This window comes from uncultured Aquabacterium sp., assembly GCF_947366995.1.
GTDB lineage: Bacteria > Pseudomonadota > Gammaproteobacteria > Burkholderiales > Burkholderiaceae_C > Aquabacterium.
In genome coordinates, this window is the sequence record NZ_CANBCC010000069.1 from 1 (window position 1) to 21,072 (window position 21,072).

24 protein-coding genes are annotated in these 21,072 nt (G+C 67.2%); 17 read left to right on the plus strand and 7 right to left on the minus strand.

Annotated features, from left to right (window positions below; translation table 11 throughout):
* The first annotated feature begins 556 nt into the window (after positions 1 to 556).
* Positions 557 to 1,009: a dUTP diphosphatase gene (gene dut, locus Q0Z44_RS15105; RefSeq protein ID WP_298014204.1), complete on the plus strand. Its 453-nt coding sequence runs from the start codon at positions 557 to 559 to the stop codon at positions 1,007 to 1,009.
* 6 nt (positions 1,010 to 1,015) lie between these two features.
* Here dut and Q0Z44_RS15110 read toward each other — a convergent pair whose 3' ends face one another.
* Positions 1,016 to 1,540, minus strand: a complete 525-nt coding sequence (locus Q0Z44_RS15110; protein WP_298014207.1) for a peptidylprolyl isomerase — start codon at positions 1,538 to 1,540, stop codon at positions 1,016 to 1,018.
* A 144-nt stretch (positions 1,541 to 1,684) separates the two neighbouring features.
* Here Q0Z44_RS15110 and Q0Z44_RS15115 point away from each other — a divergent pair, with 144 nt between their 5' ends.
* From Q0Z44_RS15115 to Q0Z44_RS15125, 3 genes are all read left to right on the plus strand, one after another.
* On the plus strand, positions 1,685 to 2,854 hold the full coding sequence (locus Q0Z44_RS15115) for a cupin domain-containing protein (protein ID WP_298014240.1): 1,170 nt from the start codon (positions 1,685 to 1,687) through the stop codon (positions 2,852 to 2,854).
* 18 nt (positions 2,855 to 2,872) lie between these two features.
* Positions 2,873 to 3,373 (plus strand): hypothetical protein, encoded by a 501-nt coding sequence (locus tag Q0Z44_RS15120; protein ID WP_298014209.1) that lies wholly within the window; start codon positions 2,873 to 2,875, stop codon positions 3,371 to 3,373.
* Between the two features lie 159 nt (positions 3,374 to 3,532).
* The gene (locus tag Q0Z44_RS15125; protein WP_109035670.1) at positions 3,533 to 3,739 is read left to right on the plus strand and encodes a hypothetical protein; all 207 of its coding nucleotides are present in this window, start codon (positions 3,533 to 3,535) and stop codon (positions 3,737 to 3,739) included.
* Between the two features lie 237 nt (positions 3,740 to 3,976).
* Here the strand turns inward: Q0Z44_RS15125 and bamC are convergent, their stop codons facing one another.
* The 5 genes from bamC to fliE form a co-directional block, all read right to left on the minus strand.
* Positions 3,977 to 5,149 carry an outer membrane protein assembly factor BamC gene (bamC, locus tag Q0Z44_RS15130; RefSeq protein WP_298014212.1) on the minus strand — a complete coding sequence of 391 codons (1,173 nt, stop codon included), beginning with the start codon at positions 5,147 to 5,149 and terminating at the stop codon, positions 3,977 to 3,979.
* A gap of 62 nt (positions 5,150 to 5,211) precedes the next feature.
* Positions 5,212 to 6,093 carry a 4-hydroxy-tetrahydrodipicolinate synthase gene (gene dapA, locus Q0Z44_RS15135; protein ID WP_298014214.1) on the minus strand — a complete coding sequence of 294 codons (882 nt, stop codon included), beginning with the start codon at positions 6,091 to 6,093 and terminating at the stop codon, positions 5,212 to 5,214.
* A gap of 96 nt (positions 6,094 to 6,189) precedes the next feature.
* The gene (locus Q0Z44_RS15140; protein ID WP_298014244.1) at positions 6,190 to 6,360 is read right to left on the minus strand and encodes a hypothetical protein; all 171 of its coding nucleotides are present in this window, start codon (positions 6,358 to 6,360) and stop codon (positions 6,190 to 6,192) included.
* 14 nt (positions 6,361 to 6,374) lie between these two features.
* Complete coding sequence (locus tag Q0Z44_RS15145; RefSeq protein ID WP_298014216.1) at positions 6,375 to 7,622, minus strand: MFS transporter; 1,248 nt, start codon at positions 7,620 to 7,622, stop codon at positions 6,375 to 6,377.
* A gap of 44 nt (positions 7,623 to 7,666) precedes the next feature.
* Positions 7,667 to 8,017 (minus strand): flagellar hook-basal body complex protein FliE, encoded by a 351-nt coding sequence (gene fliE / locus Q0Z44_RS15150; protein ID WP_298014242.1) that lies wholly within the window; start codon positions 8,015 to 8,017, stop codon positions 7,667 to 7,669.
* 204 nt (positions 8,018 to 8,221) lie between these two features.
* On the opposite strand from fliE, the gene fliF reads away from it, so the two are divergent.
* The 13 genes from fliF (at position 8,222) to fliR (ending at position 19,933) form a co-directional block, all read left to right on the plus strand.
* A complete protein-coding gene (gene fliF, locus Q0Z44_RS15155; protein ID WP_298014218.1) occupies positions 8,222 to 9,970 on the plus strand; it encodes a flagellar basal-body MS-ring/collar protein FliF in 1,749 nt (582 codons plus the stop codon).
* Positions 9,971 to 9,991: 21 nt separating this feature from the next.
* Positions 9,992 to 10,990, plus strand: a complete 999-nt coding sequence (fliG, locus tag Q0Z44_RS15160) for a flagellar motor switch protein FliG (protein WP_109035680.1) — start codon at positions 9,992 to 9,994, stop codon at positions 10,988 to 10,990.
* Positions 10,977 to 12,068 carry a flagellar assembly protein FliH gene (locus Q0Z44_RS15165; RefSeq protein ID WP_298014220.1) on the plus strand — a complete coding sequence of 364 codons (1,092 nt, stop codon included), beginning with the start codon at positions 10,977 to 10,979 and terminating at the stop codon, positions 12,066 to 12,068. The genes fliG and Q0Z44_RS15165 overlap by 14 nt, the downstream gene beginning before the upstream one ends.
* Entirely contained in the window at positions 12,065 to 13,495 is a 1,431-nt protein-coding gene (fliI, locus tag Q0Z44_RS15170) for a flagellar protein export ATPase FliI (protein WP_298014221.1), read from the plus strand. Before Q0Z44_RS15165 ends, fliI begins: the two co-directional genes overlap by 4 nt.
* 46 nt (positions 13,496 to 13,541) lie before the next feature.
* Entirely contained in the window at positions 13,542 to 14,021 is a 480-nt protein-coding gene (gene fliJ, locus Q0Z44_RS15175) for a flagellar export protein FliJ (RefSeq protein ID WP_298014222.1), read from the plus strand.
* Between the two features lie 58 nt (positions 14,022 to 14,079).
* Positions 14,080 to 15,381, plus strand: a complete 1,302-nt coding sequence (locus Q0Z44_RS15180) for a flagellar hook-length control protein FliK (protein ID WP_298014223.1) — start codon at positions 14,080 to 14,082, stop codon at positions 15,379 to 15,381.
* Between the two features lie 141 nt (positions 15,382 to 15,522).
* Positions 15,523 to 16,155 carry a flagellar basal body-associated FliL family protein gene (locus Q0Z44_RS15185; RefSeq protein WP_298014224.1) on the plus strand — a complete coding sequence of 211 codons (633 nt, stop codon included), beginning with the start codon at positions 15,523 to 15,525 and terminating at the stop codon, positions 16,153 to 16,155.
* Between the two features lie 47 nt (positions 16,156 to 16,202).
* The gene (fliM, locus tag Q0Z44_RS15190; RefSeq protein ID WP_298014225.1) at positions 16,203 to 17,204 is read left to right on the plus strand and encodes a flagellar motor switch protein FliM; all 1,002 of its coding nucleotides are present in this window, start codon (positions 16,203 to 16,205) and stop codon (positions 17,202 to 17,204) included.
* Positions 17,197 to 17,688, plus strand: a complete 492-nt coding sequence (gene fliN / locus Q0Z44_RS15195) for a flagellar motor switch protein FliN (protein WP_298014227.1) — start codon at positions 17,197 to 17,199, stop codon at positions 17,686 to 17,688. The genes fliM and fliN overlap by 8 nt, the downstream gene beginning before the upstream one ends.
* Before the next feature lie 27 nt (positions 17,689 to 17,715).
* Complete coding sequence (locus Q0Z44_RS15200; protein WP_298014229.1) at positions 17,716 to 18,102, plus strand: flagellar biosynthetic protein FliO; 387 nt, start codon at positions 17,716 to 17,718, stop codon at positions 18,100 to 18,102.
* Positions 18,099 to 18,878 (plus strand): flagellar type III secretion system pore protein FliP, encoded by a 780-nt coding sequence (gene fliP, locus Q0Z44_RS15205; RefSeq protein ID WP_298014231.1) that lies wholly within the window; start codon positions 18,099 to 18,101, stop codon positions 18,876 to 18,878. Before Q0Z44_RS15200 ends, fliP begins: the two co-directional genes overlap by 4 nt.
* A 14-nt stretch (positions 18,879 to 18,892) precedes the next feature.
* Positions 18,893 to 19,162 (plus strand): flagellar biosynthesis protein FliQ, encoded by a 270-nt coding sequence (gene fliQ / locus Q0Z44_RS15210; protein ID WP_109035700.1) that lies wholly within the window; start codon positions 18,893 to 18,895, stop codon positions 19,160 to 19,162.
* Between the two features lie 6 nt (positions 19,163 to 19,168).
* A complete protein-coding gene (gene fliR / locus Q0Z44_RS15215) occupies positions 19,169 to 19,933 on the plus strand; it encodes a flagellar biosynthetic protein FliR (RefSeq protein WP_298014234.1) in 765 nt (254 codons plus the stop codon).
* Between the two features lie 16 nt (positions 19,934 to 19,949).
* On the opposite strand, the gene Q0Z44_RS15220 is transcribed toward fliR, so the two are convergent.
* On the minus strand, positions 19,950 to 20,546 hold the full coding sequence (locus tag Q0Z44_RS15220) for an FxDxF family PEP-CTERM protein (protein ID WP_298014236.1): 597 nt from the start codon (positions 20,544 to 20,546) through the stop codon (positions 19,950 to 19,952).
* Positions 20,547 to 21,072: the final 526 nt, after the last annotated feature.

Sequence of the window (21,072 nt, forward strand, 5' to 3'; positions counted from 1 at the left end):
CTACACGCCGAACGACACTCTTTCCCTACACGACGCTCTTCCGATCTGCCGGGCCAGTGCACCTGCCGACGCCGCAGGGCGTGCGCCGCATCGACGTGATGACCGCGCAGCAGATGCACGACGTGGTGCTTCCCGCCGCGGCACAGCACGAGGTCTTCATTGCCACTGCCGCTGTGGCTGACTGGCGTCCCGCCACGCAGAGCGACCAGAAGATCAAGAAGGAAGGCAAGAAGGTGGCCCCGACCTTCGCGCTGACGGAAAACCCCGACATCCTGGCCGCGGTGGCCGCGCTGCCCCGCCCACCCTACTGCGTGGGTTTTGCTGCCGAAAGCGAGCAGCTGCTCACCCACGCACGGGCCAAGCTGCAGCGCAAGCGCATCCCGCTGATCATCGGCAACCTGGGGCCGGCCACTTTCGGGCGCGACGACAACAGCCTGCTTGTGGTCGATGCCGAATCGCACCACGCCCTGCCGGCCGACGGCAGCCAGGCCGACAAGCTCACGCTCGCCCGCATCCTGATGCAGGAACTCTCTCAACGCCTTTCGAACCGCACCGCATGACCACCGTCGACGTCCGCATCCTTGATCCCCGCATGGCAGACGCCTTGCCAGCGTACGCCACGGCCGGCAGCGCGGGCCTGGACCTGCGAGCCTGCCTGGCCGAGCCGCTGGTGCTCCAGCCCGGCCAGGCCGAGCTGATCCCGACCGGTCTCGCGATCCATCTGGGCGACCCGGGGCTGGCCGCCATGATCCTGCCGCGTTCGGGGCTGGGCCACAAGCACGGCATCGTGCTGGGCAACCTCGTCGGTCTGATCGACTCGGACTACCAGGGCCCGCTGATGGTGAGCTGCTGGAACCGGGGTCAGGCCGCCTTCACGATCCAGCCCATGGAGCGCATCGCGCAGCTGGTGATCGTGCCGGTGGTGCAGGCCGCCTTCCGCCAGGTCGAGCAGTTCGGGGAGGCCTCCACGCGGGGCGAAGGCGGTTTCGGCTCGACGGGGCGGGGCTGAGAGAACTCAGTGCAGCGTCTCGCCCGGCGGGGCCGTGGGCGGCGCCAGACTGAACAGGGACGACGAGACGGACCCCTGTTCCACCTCTTCTTCGGTGGCGGTGCGCACATCACACACCTTCAGTGACAGGCGCAGCGCGATGCCGGCCAGCGGGTGATTGCCGTCGAGCACCACGTGGCTGTCGTACACCTCGGTGACGGTGTAGATCGCGTCCTTCGGCAGATCCGGGGTAGTGCTGCCTTCCGGCGGGCCGTCGAACTGCATGCCTTCGGAAACGCCATCGGGGAAGATGTCGCGCGACTCGAAGAACACCAGTTCGGCGTGGTAATCGCCAAAGGCGTGTTCGGGCTCCAGAAACAGGTGGGCCTCAAAGCCCTCGCTCTGGCCGAGGAGGGTGGTTTCGACCTTGGCGAGCAGGTCCTCGCCGCCGACCAGGAACTCCATCGGTTCCTGCAGCTCGTCAATCAACCGGCCCTGGGCATCTTCGAGACGCCACGTCAGGCTCACCACGCACGGAGAAGAAATGATCATCCCGCGATCATCTCATGCCCGATGCTGCCGAGCGCCGCACGCGGGTGACTTGAGCCTGCGCAGATGCCGAAGCGCGGCACTCGGCGCACAATCCCGGGCATGCCTAGACAACCCGCCCTTGCGCACGCCGCCGTGCCTGCCGCCATCGACATCGACGCCCCGACTCCGCTGCTCGGCGGCATCAGCCCGCAGACCTTCATGCGCCGCTACTGGCAGAAGAAGCCGCTGCTGATTCGCCAGGCGGTGCCCGGGGTCGAGCCGCCCCTGGACCGTGCGGCACTGTTTGCCCTCGCCGCCGAGGAAGAGGTCGAGTCTCGCCTTATTGTTCAGCGCCTGCCAGGCGCCGAGCCCCGCGCACGCAAGGCTGCGGCCGATGCAGAGGCAGGCTGGCGCCTGTCCCACGGTCCGTTCACGCGCAGGCAACTGCCGCCGCTGACCCAGCCCGGCTGGACGCTGCTGGTGCAGGGCCTGGATCTGCATGTGCCCGCGGCCACCGAGTTGCTGCAACGTTTCCGCTTCGTGCCGGACGCCCGCCTGGACGACCTGATGATCTCGTACGCCACCGAGCAGGGTGGGGTGGGGCCGCACTTCGATTCGTACGACGTGTTCCTGCTCCAGGTGCACGGCACCCGCCGCTGGCGCATCGGGCCGCTGAAGGACGCATCGCTGCAGCCCGATGTGCCACTCAAGATCCTCACGAACTTCGAGCCGGAAGAAGAATGGGTGCTCGAGCCGGGCGACATGCTGTACCTGCCGCCGCGCTGGGCGCACGATGGCATTGCGCAAGGCGGCGAGTGCATGACCTGCTCGATCGGTTTCCGTGTGCCAGAGGCGACTGAACTGGCGCGCGAGGTGCTGATCCGCTGGATGGAGGGCATGGAAAGCCCTGAGAAGCCGCAGCTGTACAAGGACCCGGGTCAGCCGGCCACCGTCACGCCGGGGCGGGTGCCCGAATCGCTGCAGGACTTTGCGGCCGACGCCGTTGCCCGTGCCCTCAAGGACCCCGAAGCCTTGCGCACGGCGCTGGGCGAGATCATGACCGAGCCCAAGCCACGCGTGTGGTTCCACCCGGGCGAGCCGCTCCCGGAAGGCTGTGGTGTACGCCTGGATGCACGGACTCGCATGGTCTACGACGACAAGCGTGTGTTCGCCAACGGCGAATCGTGGCGCGCGGCGGGCAAGGATGCGCGCCATCTGCGTCTGCTGGCCGATCAGCGCTGGCTGGATGCGCGCACGGTGGCCCAGGCGAGCGACGCCCTGCGGGAACTGCTGCACCAGTGGTCCGAGGACGGCTGGCTGCATCCGATGGCCTGAGACGGAAGGAGGCGGGCCATGCACGTGGCTGGAGGGCACGACACCGGTCGGATCGACGGATGGCGCGATGCAGGCGACCGCTTCCGGGCGGCGATGGCTGTGCTGGCCGCGTCGCCCGCAGATGTCTGGGTGGCCGACAGGGATTTTGCCCACTGGCCACTGGGCGAGCGCAGCGTGATGGCGGCGATGCACGGTTGGGCCGTTGAAGGCGGGCGAAAACGGATGACGCTGCTTGGGGTCGACTTCGATGCACTGGCCCGCCATCACCCTCGCTGGGCGCAGTGGCGCGGCACGTGGTCCCACCGAGTTGCCTGCCTGCAGGCGCCGGAGTCATTGCAGGACGAGGTCCACGCCACCTTGCTGATCGGCGATGTGATCGGCCTCAAGGTTCTCGACCACCGCCATGGCACGGGCTTCTGGACGCGGGACAAGGCGCGTCTGGCCGCTTGGCAGGCTGAACTTGACGTAATTTTGCAACGCTCGTCGGAGGCGCTGCCTCCTACCACCCTGGGCCTCTAGGGAATGATCGTAGAGACCCTATAATCCTTGATTGAATGTGGCGCAGAGGAAAACCGCTGCGATGCATCCTTTGCCCTTGTCTCGTTTCAAGATGGGACTGTGGGCTTTGCACAGTTCCAATACCTCGGTTTTAATTGACACTCCTTTGAGGACACAAGCATGAAAAAGTCGCTCCTGCTGGCTTCGCTGATCGCTGCCATGGCCCTGGCCGCTTGCGGTAAGAAAGAAGAACCCGCTGTTGAAGCCGCCCCGGCCGCTTCGGAAGTCGCTTCGGCTCCGGAAGTTGCCTCGGCTCCGGAAGCTGCTTCGGAAGTCGCTTCGGCTCCGGAAGCTGCTTCGGCTGCTTCGGCTGCTGCTTCGAACTAATTTCAGTTCGATTGTGCTGAAAAGCCGCTCCTCGGAGCGGCTTTTTTTCGTTCATATGTCGCTGCCCGCGGCGGTGCGCGGCAGTGTCGCGCGTTGCATGCGCTCCGTTCTCCAGGGTTAACGCGGATTTCGCGTTTCACGCTGACTTAAGGCGACGGTGTCAATGAAAAACCCCGGCTCGGGCATGGCCCGGTCGGGGTTTCTTGTTGATGTTGCGGACGCCGTCCGCTGGACAGGTCAGTTCAGCTCGTCAGCCAGCTGCTTGGCAATCCGGCGGGCGGTGTCGCCGCTGGCAGCCTGACCCTTTTCGTCCGTGACGCGCACCTGAGCCTGAGTGCGGCTCTCGCCAGAAACCTCGACGCGATAGCGGCTCAGGCTCTCGGTCTGGCTCTTGTCGCTGCCGAACAGGCGCGCCAGGAATCCGGGCTTCTTGGCTTGCGGATCGGTGTCCGACAGTCGCACCTCGTAGACGCCCAGCTTGCGATCGCGGTTCTCGACCGTGAAGCCACTGCGGTCGAGCGCCAGCCCGACGCGTCGCCAGGCGGTGTCGAAGTCGGTGGCCACGGTGAGGCTGGTGCCGTTGGCTCCGAGAACCGCAACCCGCGCGGTCTTGTTGTCGTTGGCCGAGGCCTGGGCTGGCGCGGCGGTCGCGTCGGTGCGGGCGGCAGCCACGGTTTCCTTCGGCGCGCCCAGGCGCGCCATCAGGCGCGACAGCATCTCGGCCTCCAGGCCGGGGTCGCTCGGGCGGGTCTTCCAGGTCGTCTGCTCCTTGCGGGCGTCGACGTACTCTTCAACCATCCCGCGGTGCGTGATGTAGACCTCGGTCGTGCCGTTGGCAGCGCGTTCGATGCGGGTGCGGTACTGGTCGCGCTCGCCGGTATCGTACAGGGCTTCGAACACGCGACCCAACAGGTTGCGGATGCCGCCTTCAGGCACCTTCTTGCGGTTCTCGGCCCAGGACGTTTCCATCAGGCCGATGTCGCGGCGGTTGGTGGCCAGCTCGAAGCCCATCTCTTCCCAGAAGGCCTCGGCTTCGTCCCAGACCTTTTCCGGCGGCAGGGCGACGGCCAGCCAGCGGTTCTGGCCCTGGCGCTCGAGCTTGACCACGCCCTGCGTGTTGGGCGCCACCGCGGCGCCCGGCGCGACAGCCGCTTCGGCTTGCGCGGTGTTGCGTGCCAGGCTCGTGGCCGAGACCGCGCCGGTGGCGACCTGGCCATAGCGCGACTGTCCGGGCAGCTGACTCAGGTCGGGCGGCACGTCGAGCTTCACCGTCTTGGCGCCGCTGGTCTTGTAGTCGACCTTGTCACCGGACAAGGCGTTGTCAAGGGCAGAGCAACCGGAGGTGAGCAGTGCGACGGAGAGGGTCGCGCCCAGTGCAAGCGTGGTCGGGTGACGGGAGTGGATCGACATGGATGGAGGGAATGAGGCCGGGCAGGCCGTGCGAGGACGACCGTGCCCGGACGTCGGGTGAGTTACAGCACCCCGGATTCGCGCAGCGCGGCTTCGACCAGTTGCTGGCCGCCGGCGGTGAGCTCGGTCAGGGGCAGGCGCAGCGTACCACCAACCTTGCCCATGCGCGTGAGGGCCCACTTCACCGGGATCGGGTTGGGCTCGCAGAACAGCTGCTTGTGAAGCGGCAGCAGCTTCATGTGCAGGTCGATCGCCCGGGCGGCGTCCTTGGCCATGGCGGCGGCACACAGGTCGGCCATGGCGCGCGGAGCCACGTTGGCCGTCACGCTGATGTTGCCGTGGCCGCCGAGCAGCATCAGCGCAAAGGCGGTCGGATCGTCGCCGGAGTACACGGAGAAGCCCTTGGGCGCCTGGCGGATCAGCCACGCGGCGCGGTCGATGTTGCCGGTGGCTTCCTTGATGCCGATGACGCCGGGAACCTGGGCCAGGCGCAGCGCGGTTTCCGGTGCCATGTCGGCCACGGTGCGACCGGGCACGTTGTACAGCACCACCGGAATGTCGACCGCTTCGGCGATGGCCTTGAAGTGGGCGTAGATGCCGTCCTGCGTGGGCTTGTTGTAGTAAGGGACGACCTGCAGTGTGCAGTCGGCGCCGACCTTCTTGGCGAACTCGGACAGCTCGATGGCCTCGCGCGTGGAATTGGCACCGGCACCCGCCATGATGGGCACGCGGCCCTTGGCCTGTTCGACGGCCACACGGATGATTTCGCAGTGTTCGTCGACGGAGACGGTGGGGGACTCGCCGGTCGTGCCGACGACGCCGATCACATTGGTGCCTTCGGCGATGTGCCAGTCGATGAGCTTGCGCAGGCTGTCGTAGTCGACGCTGCCATCTTCATGAAAGGGCGTGACCAACGCCACGATGCTGCCGGAAATGGTTGTCATGGTGCTTCCTTCAATCCTGCCATTCTAATCAGCCATCGACCGCCGTCTTTCGGGAGAAGACCGCGGTGAAACGAGGGCGGGGCGCGATGGGGGCGCTCAGAAACAGGTCCAGAGCTGGTTGGCCAGGTCGACCACCAGATCGGCGCGGGTGTAGAGCAGGAACACCCCGGCCAGGGTGGCCACGGCCACGGCCCAGCCGACCACCTTGAGCCACGCGGGCGGGCCGCTTGCCGACGGTGGCGGCTGAACGGGGCGGGGCGTGGTCATCGTTCAGGGTTGAATCAGACGCTGGCCAGCCGACGCGCGGGCTGCTGGTGCTCGCGGATCGGCAGGTTGAGCGCGAAGGCGACCAGGCCCAGGGCGATCGCGATCCACCAGACGACGTTGTAGCTGCCGGTGGCGTCATAGAGGCGCCCTGCCAGCCAGACGCCCAGGAAGGAGCCGATCTGGTGGGAGAAGAAGACCGTGCCGCCCAGCATCGAGAGGTGGCGCACGCCCATCATCTGGGCGACCACGGCGTTGGTGGGCGGGACGGTGGACAGCCACAGCGCGCCCATGGTGGCGGCGAACACGCCCACGGTGAGCGGCGTGGGGGGCGTCATCAGGAAGAGAACCATCACGATGGCGCGCAGCAGGTAGATGGCCGCGAGGATGTGGTTCTTGCGCAGGCGCTGCCCCAGCAGGCCGACCGAGTAGGTGCCGAAAATGTTGAACAGACCGATGAGGGCCAGCGCGGTGGTGGCCACTTCAGGAGCGAGCTGGTTGTCTTTCAGGTAACTGGGCAGGTGGACGGCGATGAAGGCCACCTGGAAGCCGCAGACGAAGTAGCCGGCGGTGAGCAGCAGGTAGTCGCGATGCTGGAAGGCTTCGCGCAGGGCGGCCATGGCGCCGACCGGTCCGGTGGACGGTGCGGTGGTGGGCGGGCCGCCCGCGCTGGCGGGCGCGGCGGGCAGGCGTTGCTCGCGCAGGCCGAGTGCCGCGGGGGCGATCAGCAGCGCGGAGACGGCCAGGCCCATGAGTGCCTGTGACCAGCCGAGGTTCTGGATGAGCCAGCTCGAGACGGGCACCATCAGGAACTGGCCGAAGGAGCCCGCGGCAGCGACCAGGCCCATGGCCCACGAGCGGCGCTCGGCGGAGACATGGCGGCCGACCACGCCGTAGACCACGGCGTAGGTGGTGCAGGCCTGGGCCAGGCCGATGGTGACGCCAGTGCTGAGGTTGAAGAACAGCAGGTCGCCGCTGGTGGCCATGCCCAGCAGGCCCAGGGCGTACAGCGCGGCGCCCGTCCAGAGGACCCGGGCGGCGCCGGCTCGGTCGGCCCACCAGCCCACGAAGGGGCCGGAGGCGCCCCAAATGAGGTTCTGAAGGGCCATGGCGAGCGCGAAGTCTTCGCGCTGCCAGCCGTGCGCCATGATGACGGGCTGGAGCCACAGGCCAAAACCGTGGCGGATGCCCATCGAGAGCGTGACGACGATCGCGCTGCACAGCAGCAGCGGACCCAGGGGTAAGGGGCGGACGGAGGGTTGCATGGCAGGAGGCGCGTGGCCCGGCGGCAGCCGAGCCGGAGGGCGGCTCAGACCTGCATGTTCATGATATCCGTGTACGCCTGCACGAGCTTGTTGCGCACCTGGACAGCAGATTGGAATCCCAGCTGCGCTTTCTGCATGGCGATCATCGTTTCTTCCAGGCTGACGGTGGGGTTGTCGAACTGGACTTCGCGCTGCAGGCTGGTGGCCGTGGCTTGCGCCTTGCTGATCGAGCCCAGGGCGCCGGTGAGGGCGGTCTGGAAACTCGGTTTCTCGACGGCGCCGCTGCCCTGAGCGGCTTCGGCGCGGGTCTTGGCTTCGACCCGGCGCGCGACGTCGGCCATGCCAGCCTTGGCGGCGGCCTGAGCGAAATCGAAGGGCTTCAGTTTGAGATCCATGTGCCGAAAAGCAGATTGGGGCGTGATGCCATTCACCACGCTGGCCATCCTACGCAGGCTGGCTGCAACAGAAGCGGGGAAGTGCCCGGCATTTCTGCGGCTGTTCCCGGCACTTTTCCCCGGCTCCTCTTCGAATAATGAGCGCGTTCCAGTGGGTTTACGGCATCGTGTCTCGACGATGTCGGGCCCCCCGACCAGACGCTCATGGAAGTCACTGTCGCCCCTTCATCTGCCGCCGCCGTTGTCCCGCCCGCCGAGGTCGTGGACAGCAAGCCGCCTGGCTTCGTCCAGCGGATCATGGCCCTGCCCATGCAGCGCAAGCTCATGCTGGGCGGCGGCATTGCCGCGCTGGTGGCCATCTTCATCGCGATGCTGCTGGCCGGCCGTGAGGGCGAGTACCGCGTCCTGTATTCCAATCTGTCTGACAAGGACGGCGGCGCGATCATTGCCCAGTTGCAGCAGATGCAGGTGCCCTACAAGTACACCGAGGGCGGTGGCGCGATCATGGTGCCGGCCGAGAAGGTGCATGACCTGCGCCTGAAGATGGCGTCGGCCGGGCTGCCGAAGGGCTCGGTGGTGGGCTTCGAGCTGATGGAGAACCAGAAGTTCGGCGTCACGCAGTTCCAGGAGCGCCTGAACTTCCAGCGCGGTCTGGAGGGCGAGTTGACCCGGTCGATCCAGGCGCTGTCGGGCGTGGAAAGCGCGCGGGTGCACCTGGCGCTGCCGAACCAGAACGGTTTCTTCCGTGAGCAGCAGAAGGCCTCGGCTTCGGTGGTGCTGACACTGCTGCCCGGCCGTTCGCTGGACAAGGCGCAGATCGCCGGCATCGTCCACCTGGTGTCGTCGAGCGTGCCGGAGATGTCGCCCAAGGCCGTGAGCGTGGTGGATCAGAGCGGTTCGCTGCTGTCGGGCCCGAAGGAAGGCATGGAGTCGGCCCAGGCCGGGCTGGACGCCCAGCAGCTGCAGTACGTGCGCCAGATCGAATCGAACTTCACCCAGCGCGTGCGTGACATCCTGGAGCCGGTGGTGGGCCGCGACAACCTGCGCGCGCAGGTGACGGCCGAGGTGGACTTCTCTCAGGTGGAACAGACAGCCGAGGAGTTCAAGCCGAACCAGGGTCCCAACCAGGCCACCATCCGCAGCCAGCAGTCGAGCGAGCAGGTGGGGCAGGGCAGCAACACGCCGTCGGGCATCCCGGGTGCGGCCACCAACCAGCCGCCGGTGCCCGCCACGGCGCCGGTCAACGGGGCTTCGCAGCCGCTGGGGGCTGCGCAGCAGGGCACGACCGGGGGCACGAGCCGCCGTGAGAACGTGACCAACTACGAGGTGGACCGCACGGTGCGCGTGATCCGCAACAGCACCGGCAACATCCGCCGGCTGAACGCGGCCGTGGTGCTGAACCACCGCAGCGTGACCGATGCGAAGGGCAAGACCTCGACCGAGGCCATCTCGCAGGAAGAGCTGGACAAGCTGACCGCACTGGTGCGCGAGGCGATCGGTGCCGACGAGAAGCGCGGCGATTCGGTCAAGCTGATCACGACGCCGTTCCAGATCACCAAGGAAGAGCCGCAGGACGTGCCGCTGTGGAAGGACCCGCAGACGCAGGACATGGTCCGCACGCTGGCGGTGCCGCTGGGCCTGGCGCTGGCTGCGCTGATCGTGGTGTTTGGCGCCATCCGCCCGGCGATCAAGGCGGCCCGTCCGGCGCCGCCCGAACCTGTCGAAGAGCAGCCCAAGCTCAGCGCCGTGGTCGACGACCTCAACGAACTGCCGGCACTGGAAGGCCCCGAGGGGGTGAAGCTCCGGCCGGGCGAGGTCATCGGCGAGGACGGCCTGCCGGTGCCGGCGCTGGAGGCCCCGGGCATCGATGCCCGCCTGGAGGAGGCCCGCAAGATGGCCCGAGAGAACCCGCTTGCCATGGCCACGCTGTTGCGCGGCTGGGTGAACAACTGAGACTGAGAAACAGGTCGCACCATGGACGAAAAAGGACTCGAAGACGCCGCCATCCTCCTGATGTCCCTCGGGGAAGAGGAAGCCGCTGGCGTGTTCAAGCACCTCGAGCCCAAGGAAGTGCAGAGCCTGGGCGAGACGATCGCCAAGCTGAAGACGATCACGAAGGACCGCATCGAGTCGGTGCTGGACCGCTTCAAGGACGAGGCCGTGGAAATGGGCTCGCTGGTGCCCGACACCGACGAGTACATCAAGTCGGTGCTGCGCAAGGCGCTGGGCGATGACAAGGCCAACCTGCTGATCGACCGCATCATCCAGGGCAGCGACGTCACCGGCATCGAGAGCCTGAAGTGGATGGATCCGGGCTCGGTGGCGGAACTGCTGCGCAACGAGCACCCGCAGATCGTGGCGGCCATCCTGGTTCACCTGAGCCCGGATCAGGCTTCCTCGGTGCTGAAGTGCTTTGGCGACCGGCATCGCAACGAGGTGATGGTGCGGATCGCCACGCTCGATGGCATCCAGCCGGCAGCGCTCAAGGACCTGAACGAGGTGCTGTCGCGCGTGCTGTCGGCGGGGGGCAGCCAGATGCGCAAGTCGTCGCTGGGCGGTGTGAAGCCGGCCGCCGAGATCATCAACCTGATGGGCTCGAGCGTGGAAACGTCGGTGCTGGACTACATCCGCGAGTCGGATGGCGATCTGGCGCAGAAGATCATGGACAACATGTTCACCTTCGACGACCTGATCAAGCTCGACGACAAGGGCTTCCAGACGCTGCTCAAGGAAGTGCAGACCGAGTCGCTCATCATCGCGCTCAAGGGGGCGTCGCCCGAGATCAAGGAAAAGGTCTTCAAGAACATGTCCAGCCGTGCCGCCGAGACGCTGCGCGAAGACCTGGAGTCGCGCGGCCCGGTGAAGCTGTCCGAGGTCGAGGGCGAGCAGAAGGAAATGCTGAAGATCGTCCGCCGTCTGGCCGACGAAGGCCAGATCACGCTGGCCAGCGGAGGAGACGATGAGTACGTCTAAGCCCAAGCCCCAGGCGCCGTCTGCCCCTGCCGGCGGGCTCGGCAGCAGCTCGTACACGCGCTTCATTCCGCGCGAGGAGTTGGGCAAGGTCTCGGCCTGGAACCTGGAGACCTTCGAGACGCCGCCGCCTGCACCCGTGGAGACCGGTGTGCGCAAGCCCACGCTGGCCGAGCGCGCCGCCGCCGAGATGCGCGCCGCGCAGCGGCCGTTTGCGCCGTCGCCTGCGTCGGCGGCCGGCGCTACCGGCATGCCGGGTGCGCGCCCGGCATTTGGTGGCGCAGCGCCTGCGGGCATGCCGACGTCCGCTCCCCGCACGGCCGTGCCGCCACAGCAGGCCCCGCGGCCCGCCATGCGTCGGCCCATCGTGGGCGGTGTGCCGGGTCAGGCCGAGGCCGAAGCCCGCGCCGCCGAGGCCGCAGCTGCAGCGGCTGCCAAGGCCGCAGAGCAGGCTGCTGCGCCCGCCGGCCCCAGCGTGGACGAACTGGTCGAGCAGGCCCGCCAGAGCGGCTACCAGGACGGCTACCGAAACGGGCTGGCCGCGCTGGAGACCTACAAACAGACCCAGGGCGCCCAGATGGCCGCCTACATGAATGACCAGATCGGCGCGCTTGCGGCGGATTTCCACCATCGGCTGGAACTGCTGGAGCAGCAGCTGGCCGGCCGCATTGCCGGCGTGGCGCTGGAACTGGCCCGCCAGGCGGTGCGCACCGAGCTGCTGCAGCGCCCCGAGGTGGTGGTGGCCGTGGCCGAGGAAGCGTTGGGGGCCTTGCTGTCGTCGGCGCGCCAGATCGTGCTGCGCCTGAACCCCGATGACCACGCCCTGGCCCAGGGGCAACTCGACGAGTTGCTGAAGGCGCGGGGCGCCCGCGTGGTGCCCGACCCCATGCTGGCTCGCGGCGGCTGCATCGTCGAGTCGGACATCGCCGTGGTGGACGCCACCGTGGAGGCGCGCTGGAACCTGGCGGCTGCTTCGATTGGCCACAAGACCGACTGGAACGGCGGCCGCGAAGACACCAGCAACACCGCGGTGTCTGCCGACGAGGGCGACGTGCTGCCCGGCCACGGAGGTGAAGCATGAACATGCCCCTGCAATTGCAGCCCGGCGTGGCGATGGACCGCTGGAGCCGTTTTCTGGACGATCTGGACGATTGCGCCATGGCCCGCAGCCCGCTGGAGAACCAGGGCAAGCTGGTTCGCGTGGCCGGTCTGGTGCTGGAGGCCGCCGGCCTGCGGCTGCCGGTCGGGGCCGTCTGCGAGATCCACTCTGAAGCCCGGCTGGAATCGACCCCGGTGCTGGCCGAGGTGGTCGGCTTTGCCGGTGACCGTGCCTACCTGATGCCCACGGCCGAGGTGCATGGCCTGGCCAGTGGCGCCCGCGTGGTGCCCCGCACGATTCCTGTCAATCCGCCGGTGCTGGGTCGCCCCAACCACCCGTGGCGTCGCAGCGAAGACCGCACTCGCCATCTGCCCGTGGGCAGCGGCCTGCTGGGCCGGGTGGTGAACGCCCAGGGCGAGCCACTGGATCGCATGGGCCCCCTGAAGGACGTGCGCAGCGAGCCGCTGGCCCGCCGCCCCATCAACGCGATGGAGCGCGACCCTGTGCGCTTGCCGCTGGACACCGGCGTGCGCGCCATCAACTCGATGCTGACCGTAGGCCGTGGCCAGCGGATTGGCCTGTTCGCCGGCTCTGGCGTCGGCAAATCGGTGCTGCTGGGCATGATGGCCCGCTACACCCAGGCCGACGTCATCGTCGTGGGCCTGATCGGCGAGCGGGGCCGCGAAGTCAAGGAGTTCATCGAGGACATCCTGGGCGAAGAAGGCCTGGCCCGCTCGGTGGTGGTGGCCGCACCGGCCGATGCCCCGCCGCTGACCCGCATGCAGGGCGCCAACTACGCCACCGCCGTGGCAGAGCACTTCCGCGATCAGGGCCTGCACGTGCTGCTGCTGATGGATTCGCTGACCCGCTATGCGATGGCCCAGCGCGAGATCGCCCTGGCCATTGGCGAGCCACCGGCCACCAAGGGCTATCCGCCTTCGTGCTTTGCCAAGCTGCCCCAGCTGGTCGAGCGCAGTGGGAACGGCCTGAATGGCCATGGCTCGATCACCGCGTTCTACACCGTGCTGTCCGAAGGCGACGACCAGCAAGACCCGATCGCCGATGCGGCGCGCGCCATCCTGGACGGCCACATCGTGCTGTCGCGCGAGTTGGCCGAATCCGGCCACTTCCCGGCCATCGACATCGAACGGTCGGCCTCGCGCGTGATGCACAACGTGGCCGATCCGTCGCACATCGACGATGCCCGCCGCTTCCGTCAGTTGTGGTCGCGCTACAGCAAGGCCCGTGACCTGATCCAGCTGGGCGCCTATGTGCCTGGCGGCGATCCGGAATTGGACATGGCCGTGCGCGTTCACCCTTCCATGGTGCACATGCTTCAACAAGGCATGCACACCCCCGCTATGCTGGAAGACAGCGTCGCGCAGCTTCACCAGATCGTGAATCCCTGATGTCGTCCAAGCAGTTCATGAACCTCGTTGAAAAGAAGGTGGCCCGATGAGCGGTGCACACGCCCTGATGATGGTGCTCGAATCGGCCGAGAAGGCCCGTGACGAGGCCCTCAGCGCCCTGGACGCCGGCCGCAAGGCCCTGGACGCCGCACAACGGCAGGCCCAGTCCCTGACCGACTGGCGCCGCGATTACGAGCAGCGCTGGCAGGCGCAGTTCCGCCAGAGCGGCGGCATGGAAATCCTGCGCTGCTACCAGGACTTCATGGCTCGCCTGGCCGAAGCCGTGGGTGAGCAGGATCGCCGCGTGAGCCTGGCCCGTGCGAACGTGGACCGCTTGCAGGCCCAGCTGATCGAGCGCGAGCGCCGCGTGGCGGCCGTCTCGCAGCTGATCGACCGCCGCCATGCCGAGCAGCAGGTGCGTGCGGCCCGCCAGGAGCAGAAGGCCACCGACGAAATGGCCGCTCGCCTCACCCGCGGTGGCAGCGGCCTGGGTGGCACCCTGTCGATGGCCGTCGGGCCCCTGTGAATTTCTGATTCGTGTTTCGTTCTCCGTCTGACCCGCTGCAGCCCAAAGGAACCCTGCGATGAGCTCTCCGATCGCCAGCAACAAGAACGTCAATGCCAGCCCGAACGCCGCCAATGGCAGCAGCCTCGGCGACCTCGCGTCCCGGCTGGCGGCGCAACAGGCAGGCAGTGGCGCACCCTCGTTCGCGCAGCTGATGAGCCAGCAGCAGGCGAGCAGCGAGCCCGCGCCGAAGCCGGCGAGCGCGCCCGCTCGCCCGGCCCAGGCCGCGAAGGCCCCCCAGCCCACCCGGACGCCCGTGCCGGTGCGCCCACAGGCGGCGCAGCCCGAGGTGGCCATGCAGGCCCAGCGCCCGGCCGACCGCAACGTCAACCGGGCGGAGGCGCGCAACAAGCCTGCGCCCGCCAAGGAGGGTCAGCGGACCGAATCCAGTGAAAAGTCAGCTGAAGAAGGCAGCACGCGTGAAGCCGAAGAGCAGCGCTCGGCCGCGGCAGCCGACGGCGCCCCGCTGGTGCAGGAACTGCAGCCCCCGGCCCACCTGCAGCCGGGTGATGCCGCAGGCCTGATGGCCTGGCTGGCCGGGCAGGCCGAGGCCGATGCCCTGGCTGCCGAAGCGGCCGCTGCCCTGTCGGGGGGCGAGCAGGGCGCAGCCGCTGACACGCAGGGCGCACAGGGTGCCGACGCGGCAGGCCAGGGCACCGTGGCGCTGGATCCGGCCGCCTGGCGTCAGGCCTCCGGCACGCTGGCCCTGCAGGCCGACGCCATGCTGTCGCCCACCGGAAAGTCGGGCGAGCAGAAGGTGGAAACCGACGCCTTTGCCAGCCTGATGGCCGGTGGCCTGCGCGGCGCACCGGCGCAAGCCGCCCGCACCGACGCCCCGACCCAGAGTGCCACGCTGCAGACCCCGGTGAACAGCCCGGATTTCGCGCAGGCGCTCTCGGATCAGGTTCGCGTGTGGGTCGGTCGCGCCGGCACCGAAGGCCCGATGACGGCCGAACTGCACCTGAATCCGGCCGAAATGGGCCCCATCAGCGTGAAGATTTCACTGGATGGCCAGTCTGCCCAGGTGGACTTCGCCGCCGCCGCGATAGAAACGAGAAAGGCCATCGAGGCCAGCATGTCCGTGTTGTCCAGTGCGCTCGACAGCGTGGGCCTGAGCCTGACCGGTGCCGGCGTGTCTGACCAGACCGCCCAGCAGTCCTTTGGTCAGCCATCTGCTCAGGCCGACGCCCAGCGTGGCGGGATCACCACGGGCCGCGCTGGCCGGGCCGACACGGAGGCTGGCCTCGACCATGAGACAGCGATGCGTCCGGTGAACGTGCCGCGCCCAGGAAGACTGGGCGGTCTGGACCTCTACGCCTGAGCGGGCGCGACACCGCAGCGGAGAATCAAGCGCCTTTCACCGGGCTTATCGCTTTTTCGCGATGCGGCTGGCTTCGGACAATCCACCCATGACCTGTGCACCGTTTGAGTGTGCAGGGCATGGACTCCAGGAGAAGAGCGAATGTCAGCTGCCCCTGCTGCGGCCCCCGCCGATGGCGACGCCCCCAAGAAGGGCAAGAAGAAACTGATCATCATCCTTGCCGCAGTGGCCGTGTTGCTGCTGGGCGGGGGTGGCGCCGCCTTTTTCGTGATGAAGAAGAATGCGGCCGAGGCCGAAGCGGCCGCCGAAGAAGGCGGCGAGGAAGAGCACGCCAAGCCCGCCAAGTCGGCCAAGAAGCCCGCGCATGGCAAGGATGACCATGCCGCCCCGCCGACCTTCGTGCCGCTGGACCCGTTCGTGGTCAACCTGGCAGACAAGGACGAAGAGCGTTACGCCCAGGTGGGCGTGAGCCTGCAGGTGGACGATCCCAAGCTGGGCGAGGAGATGAAGGCCTACATGCCGGCCATCCGCAACGCCATCCTGCTGATCCTCTCGCACAAGTCGTCGACCGAGCTGCTGACCGCCGAGGGCAAACAGCAACTGGCCGAAGAGATCCGCCGCGAGGCCGCCCGCGCCATGGGCTACGAGGTGGAAGATCCCGAAGAGGAAGACGCAGCGGAAGACACGGCCAAGAAGAAGAAAAAGAAGAAGCGCCGCGTCGAGCTCTACAACCCCATCGTCCAGGTCGCCTACTCCTCGTTCATCATCCAGTGAACGAGCGTGCCGACCCTCGCGCCCACGGTCTCTGAAGTCTGCCGACCATGACCCAGCAAATCCTCTCGCAAGACGAAGTCGATGCCCTGTTGCAGGGCATCACGGGCGAAAGCCAGAAGCTCGAGCAGGACGAGACGCCCAAGGAAGGCATCCGCGAGTACAACCTCGCGCAGCAAGAGCGCATCGTGCGTGGGCGCATGCCCACGATGGAGATCATCAACGAGCGCTTTGCCCGCAACATTCGCATCGGTCTCTTCAACCTGATCCGCAAGTCGCCCGAGGTGTCGGTGGGCGGCATCAAGGTGCAGAAGTACAGCGCCTTCCTGCGCGACATCGTCGTGCCCACCAACTTCAACATCATGGCCATCAAGCCGCTGCGCGGCTCGGGCCTGATCGTCTGTGATCCGACGCTGGTGTTCTCGGTGATCGACGCGCTGTTCGGCGGCTCGGGCAAGTTCCACACGCGCATCGAAGGCCGTGATTTCTCGGCCACCGAGCAGCGCATCATCCGCCGCCTGGTCGACGTGATCAGCGAAGAGTACAAGCGCTCGTGGCAGGGCATCTACCCGGTCGAACTCGACTACCAGCGCTCGGAGATGCAGCCGCAGTTCGCCACGGTGGCCACGCCCAGCGAGATCGTGGTGTGCTGCTCGTTCACGCTGGAAATCGGCGACACCAGCGGCACCATCCACATCTGCATCCCGTATGCGACGCTGGAGCCGATCCGCGACATCCTGTTCTCGTCCATCCAGGGCGACTCGGCCGAGCCGGATCGCCGCTGGGTGACGCTGCTGACCCAGCAGATCCAGTCTGCCGAGGTGAGCCTGGTGGCCGAACTGGGCCATGCGCCCGCCACGGTCGAGACCCTGCTGGCGCTCAAGCCTGGCGACTTCATCGAGCTGGACCTGGAAAAGATCATCCAGGCCAAGGTCGATGGCGTGCCCGTGTTCGACTGCTACTACGGCACCTCGAACGGCAAGTATTCCCTCCGTATTGAAAAGCTATTGACGGCCGGCAACACAGGCTGGCTGGGAGACCGAAATGTCTGATGCTGCAGAGTTCCCCCCGAGTGACGGCGCCGAACAGGACGCGATGGCGGCCGAATGGGAGGCCGCGCTGGCGCAGCAGGCCACCTCGGGTGGCGGTGCCTCGGCCGACGACGTGTTCGCCTCGGCTGCCAGCGAAGTGACCAACGCCGCCCCGCACATGACGCCTGCGGCGTTTGCCAACTTCGCGCCACAGCAGCCGGCCGCCAACCCGGCTGGCAACGACATCAACATGATCCTGGACATCCCCGTCCAGTTGACCGTGGAACTGGGGCGCACCCGCATCCCCATCAAGAACATCCTGCAGCTGGCGCAGGGCTCTGTGGTGGAGCTGGATGCGCTGGCCGGCGAGCCGATGGACGTGCTGGTCAACGGCTTCCTGATTGCGCAGGGCGAAGTGGTGGTGGTCAACGACAAGTTCGGCATCCGGCTGACCGACATCGTGACCCCGTCCGAGCGCATGCGCCGCCTCAGCCGCGGCGGCTGATCCCTCACACAGCGAAAGAGCAGGGCGATGGCCTCCAGTGGATTGATGGTGTTCTGGTTCGTGTTCGTGGTGGCCTGCATCCCCGTGTGCCTGTGGCTGCTCAAGCGCTCGGGCCTGGCCCAGGGCGGCGGCCTGCCGGGCGGGCAGGCGCTGATGAAGACCATCAGCCTGCTCAACCTGGGCCCGGGCCAGCGCCTGGTGGCCGTTGAGGTGGGCGCCGGTGAGGACCGGACCTGGCTCATTCTCAGCGTCACCGCGCAGCGCATCAGCAAGCTGCATGCAATGGCGCCGCTTTCCGGCTATGAACCCGCGCAGGCCGTGCCCCCCGCGCAGGCCTTCGCTGCCGTGCTGAGCCGCCTGACGGCCGGCAAGGCCGCTGGCAACCAGGGCACCTCCAACGGCCCTCAGGCATGACCATGTTCTCTTCGAATCGACGCCGCCTGGCGCTGCGCCTGCTGGCCGCGCTCGGCCTGAGCCTGGCCGGTGGCCTGGTGTGGGCCCAGACCCCCACGGCCCCCGCAAGCCTGCCGCTCATGGTGGGGCAGGGCCCCTCGGGCAACAGCTACTCGGTGCCCATCCAGACGCTGCTGTTCTTCACGGCACTCAGCTTCCTGCCGGCCGTGCTGCTGATGATGACGGGCTTCACCCGCATCGCCATCGTGCTGAGCCTGATGCGTCAGGCCCTGGGCACGCAGGCGGCGCCGCCCAACCAGGTCATCGTCGGCCTGTCGCTGTTCCTCACGATGTTCGTCATGGGCCCGACGCTCGACAAGGTCTACAAGGAGGCCTACGAGCCTTTCGCCGCCAGCCAGATCAGCTTCAACGAGGCACTGGAGCGCGGCCAGGCGCCGATGCGTCAGTTCATGCTCAAGCAGACGCGCCAGTCCGACCTGGGCCTGTTCGTCAAGCTCGCGCGCATCGAGGGGGAAGTCAAACCAGAAACCGTGCCCTTCCGCGTGCTGGTGCCGGCCTTCGTCACCAGCGAACTGAAGTCGGCCTTCCAGATCGGCTTCCTGATCTTCATTCCTTTCCTGGTGATCGACATGATCGTGGCCAGCGTGCTGATGAGCCTGGGGATGATGATGCTGTCGCCGGTGCTCGTGGCCTTGCCCTTCAAGCTGATGCTCTTCGTGCTGGCCGATGGCTGGAACCTGCTGCTCGGCTCGCTGGCCGCCAGCTTCGTGCAGTGAACTGAAAGCCGACCATGGATCCCCAACAAGCACTCACCATCAGCCGTGACGGCCTGCTGACCCTGTTGACCGTGTGCGGGCCCATCGTGCTCGTCGTGCTGGCCGTCGGCCTGGTGGTCAGCATCTTCCAGGCGGCCACGCAGATCCACGAGCAGACGCTCTCCTTCGTGCCCAAGCTGCTGGCCGCGTTCGCCACGCTGGCCGTGGCCGGCCCGTGGATGATCAGCACATTGGTGGATTACATCCAGCAGGTGCTGCAGAACATTCCCAACGTGGTGGGCTGACGCACCGTGGTGTCCTTCACCGAAGCCGAGGTGCTGGCGTGGATCTCGCCCTGGCTCTGGGCCTTCTTTCGGGTGCTGGGTCTGTTCACCTCCGCGCCCGTGCTGTCGATGCGGGTGGTGCCGCGTCGGGTGCGGATCGGGCTGGCGCTGCTGGTGGCCGTGGCCGCCGAGCCCAGCCTGCCGCCCGAGCTGAAGGCCTACACCATTGCCTCGCCGCACGCGCTGATGCTGATCGTGCAGCAGGTGCTGATCGGCCTGACGGTGGGATTTGCAGCGCGCGTGGTGTTTGCCGCCATCGAGTTCGCGGGTGAGATTGTGGGGCTGCAGATGGGCCTGAGTTTTGCATCCTTCTTCGACCCGACCAGCGGCGGGCAGTTGAACGCCGTGGCCCGCTTCTACGGGACCGTGGCGGCCTGGCTGTTCGTGGTGATGAACGGCCATCTGCTGCTGACCGCTGCCGTGCTGCAGAGCTTCCAGGCCTTCCCGGTGTCGCCCGAGCCACTGGCTTTTCTGAAGGTCGTTCAGCCGCAGACCTGGGGGGCCGAGCTGTTCAAGCTGGGCCTGTGGGTGTCGCTGCCCGTGGTCGCCATGCTCATCCTCATCAACATGGTGATGGGCTTGGTGGCGCGCGTGGCGCCCCAGATGAACATTTTTTCGGTGGGCTTCCCCGTGACGCTGGGCGTGGGCCTGACCGGCTTGTGGCTCACGCTGCCGATGATGCAGCAGCCCTTCACGATGGCGATCGAGCGGATGCTGGGCTACTTCCAGTAAGCCGCAGCGGCCGGGTTCAGCACGGCTTGCACTGGCCAGACTGCCGGTGCACGACCCATGCGACCGCACCCAGGCCGACCAGCATCAGCGCCATCGAGCCCGGCTCGGGCACCGGCTGGGCAAAGCTGAACTTCGCGATGTAGCTCGACCCGGCCGATCCGGTGGCCGTGCCGGACACAAAGGCCGAGTAACTGCCGGCTGCGAAGTCACCCGACAGGAACAGCGACTTGTTGGGATCGAAGCCGGCCACCACCATGCCCATCACCCCCGGTTCGAGCAGCGACACGGTGCGCTGCGCCTCAGGGAACAGCACGGCGCGGTACTCGCGCTCGGTCAGGTTGTTCACCAGCACGAGCGACACCCCTTCGGTGTCTTCCACTTGATCGAAACCGAACCACGCATCCTGCCGAGCGAACAGCCAGATGTAGCCCGAGGTGGGGGTGCTCAGGGTGAAATTGAAGCTGTCACTGAACTCACCCGCAGCCACGTGGTTTTCGAACCGTGTGTAGGGATCGGCCGTCGGGATGCCGACGGTGTAGCTCGTGTTGGCCCACGCGCTGCCGGCCAGCGTCAGGGCGGACAGAAAAGTGGCGGTGGCGCGGAGGAGCGGCATGGTAGAACCCGATTCGTCAATCATGTGGATTTTGTCACGGAACGCCCGGGCTGTGTGCAAATGCAACCAGAGGGCGGATCCGTGGCGCCCGGGTGGGGGGGCGTGCAGACGTCCGTAGAATCGGCCCCCATGTCAGCCAAGCCGTCTTCCAAAGCGTCCACCCAGCCCAGCGCCGCCTACGGCGAGGGCTCCATCCGCGTCCTCAAGGGCCTGGAGCCTGTCAAGCAGCGTCCGGGCATGTACACCCGAACGGACAACCCGCTGCACGTCATCCAGGAAGTGATCGACAACGCGGCCGACGAGGCACTGGCTGGCTTCGGCAAGCGCATCGCCGTGACGCTGCACACCGATGGTTCGATCAGCGTGGAAGACGACGGCCGCGGCATCCCCTTTGGCCTGCATCCGGAAGAGGGCGTGCCGGTGGTCGAGATCGTGTTCACCCGTTTGCACGCGGGGGGCAAGTTCGACAAGGGGTCGAGATCGGAAGAGCACACGTCTGAACTCCAGTCACCGGATAACATCTCGT

Coding starts and splice junctions, on each gene's coding strand:
- dut (WP_298014204.1), top strand. CDS start 557: ATGACCACCGTCGACGTCCGCATCCTTGATCCCCGCATGGCAGACGCC.
- Q0Z44_RS15110 (WP_298014207.1), bottom strand. CDS start 1,540: ATGATCATTTCTTCTCCGTGCGTGGTGAGCCTGACGTGGCGTCTCGAA.
- Q0Z44_RS15120 (WP_298014209.1), top strand. CDS start 2,873: ATGCACGTGGCTGGAGGGCACGACACCGGTCGGATCGACGGATGGCGC.
- Q0Z44_RS15125 (WP_109035670.1), top strand. CDS start 3,533: ATGAAAAAGTCGCTCCTGCTGGCTTCGCTGATCGCTGCCATGGCCCTG.
- bamC (WP_298014212.1), bottom strand. CDS start 5,149: ATGTCGATCCACTCCCGTCACCCGACCACGCTTGCACTGGGCGCGACC.
- dapA (WP_298014214.1), bottom strand. CDS start 6,093: ATGACAACCATTTCCGGCAGCATCGTGGCGTTGGTCACGCCCTTTCAT.
- Q0Z44_RS15140 (WP_298014244.1), bottom strand. CDS start 6,360: ATGACCACGCCCCGCCCCGTTCAGCCGCCACCGTCGGCAAGCGGCCCG.
- Q0Z44_RS15145 (WP_298014216.1), bottom strand. CDS start 7,622: ATGCAACCCTCCGTCCGCCCCTTACCCCTGGGTCCGCTGCTGCTGTGC.
- fliE (WP_298014242.1), bottom strand. CDS start 8,017: ATGGATCTCAAACTGAAGCCCTTCGATTTCGCTCAGGCCGCCGCCAAG.
- fliF (WP_298014218.1), top strand. CDS start 8,222: ATGGAAGTCACTGTCGCCCCTTCATCTGCCGCCGCCGTTGTCCCGCCC.
- fliG (WP_109035680.1), top strand. CDS start 9,992: ATGGACGAAAAAGGACTCGAAGACGCCGCCATCCTCCTGATGTCCCTC.
- Q0Z44_RS15165 (WP_298014220.1), top strand. CDS start 10,977: ATGAGTACGTCTAAGCCCAAGCCCCAGGCGCCGTCTGCCCCTGCCGGC.
- fliI (WP_298014221.1), top strand. CDS start 12,065: ATGAACATGCCCCTGCAATTGCAGCCCGGCGTGGCGATGGACCGCTGG.
- fliJ (WP_298014222.1), top strand. CDS start 13,542: ATGAGCGGTGCACACGCCCTGATGATGGTGCTCGAATCGGCCGAGAAG.
- Q0Z44_RS15180 (WP_298014223.1), top strand. CDS start 14,080: ATGAGCTCTCCGATCGCCAGCAACAAGAACGTCAATGCCAGCCCGAAC.
- Q0Z44_RS15185 (WP_298014224.1), top strand. CDS start 15,523: ATGTCAGCTGCCCCTGCTGCGGCCCCCGCCGATGGCGACGCCCCCAAG.
- fliM (WP_298014225.1), top strand. CDS start 16,203: ATGACCCAGCAAATCCTCTCGCAAGACGAAGTCGATGCCCTGTTGCAG.
- fliN (WP_298014227.1), top strand. CDS start 17,197: ATGTCTGATGCTGCAGAGTTCCCCCCGAGTGACGGCGCCGAACAGGAC.
- Q0Z44_RS15200 (WP_298014229.1), top strand. CDS start 17,716: ATGGCCTCCAGTGGATTGATGGTGTTCTGGTTCGTGTTCGTGGTGGCC.
- fliP (WP_298014231.1), top strand. CDS start 18,099: ATGACCATGTTCTCTTCGAATCGACGCCGCCTGGCGCTGCGCCTGCTG.
- fliQ (WP_109035700.1), top strand. CDS start 18,893: ATGGATCCCCAACAAGCACTCACCATCAGCCGTGACGGCCTGCTGACC.
- Q0Z44_RS15220 (WP_298014236.1), bottom strand. CDS start 20,546: ATGCCGCTCCTCCGCGCCACCGCCACTTTTCTGTCCGCCCTGACGCTG.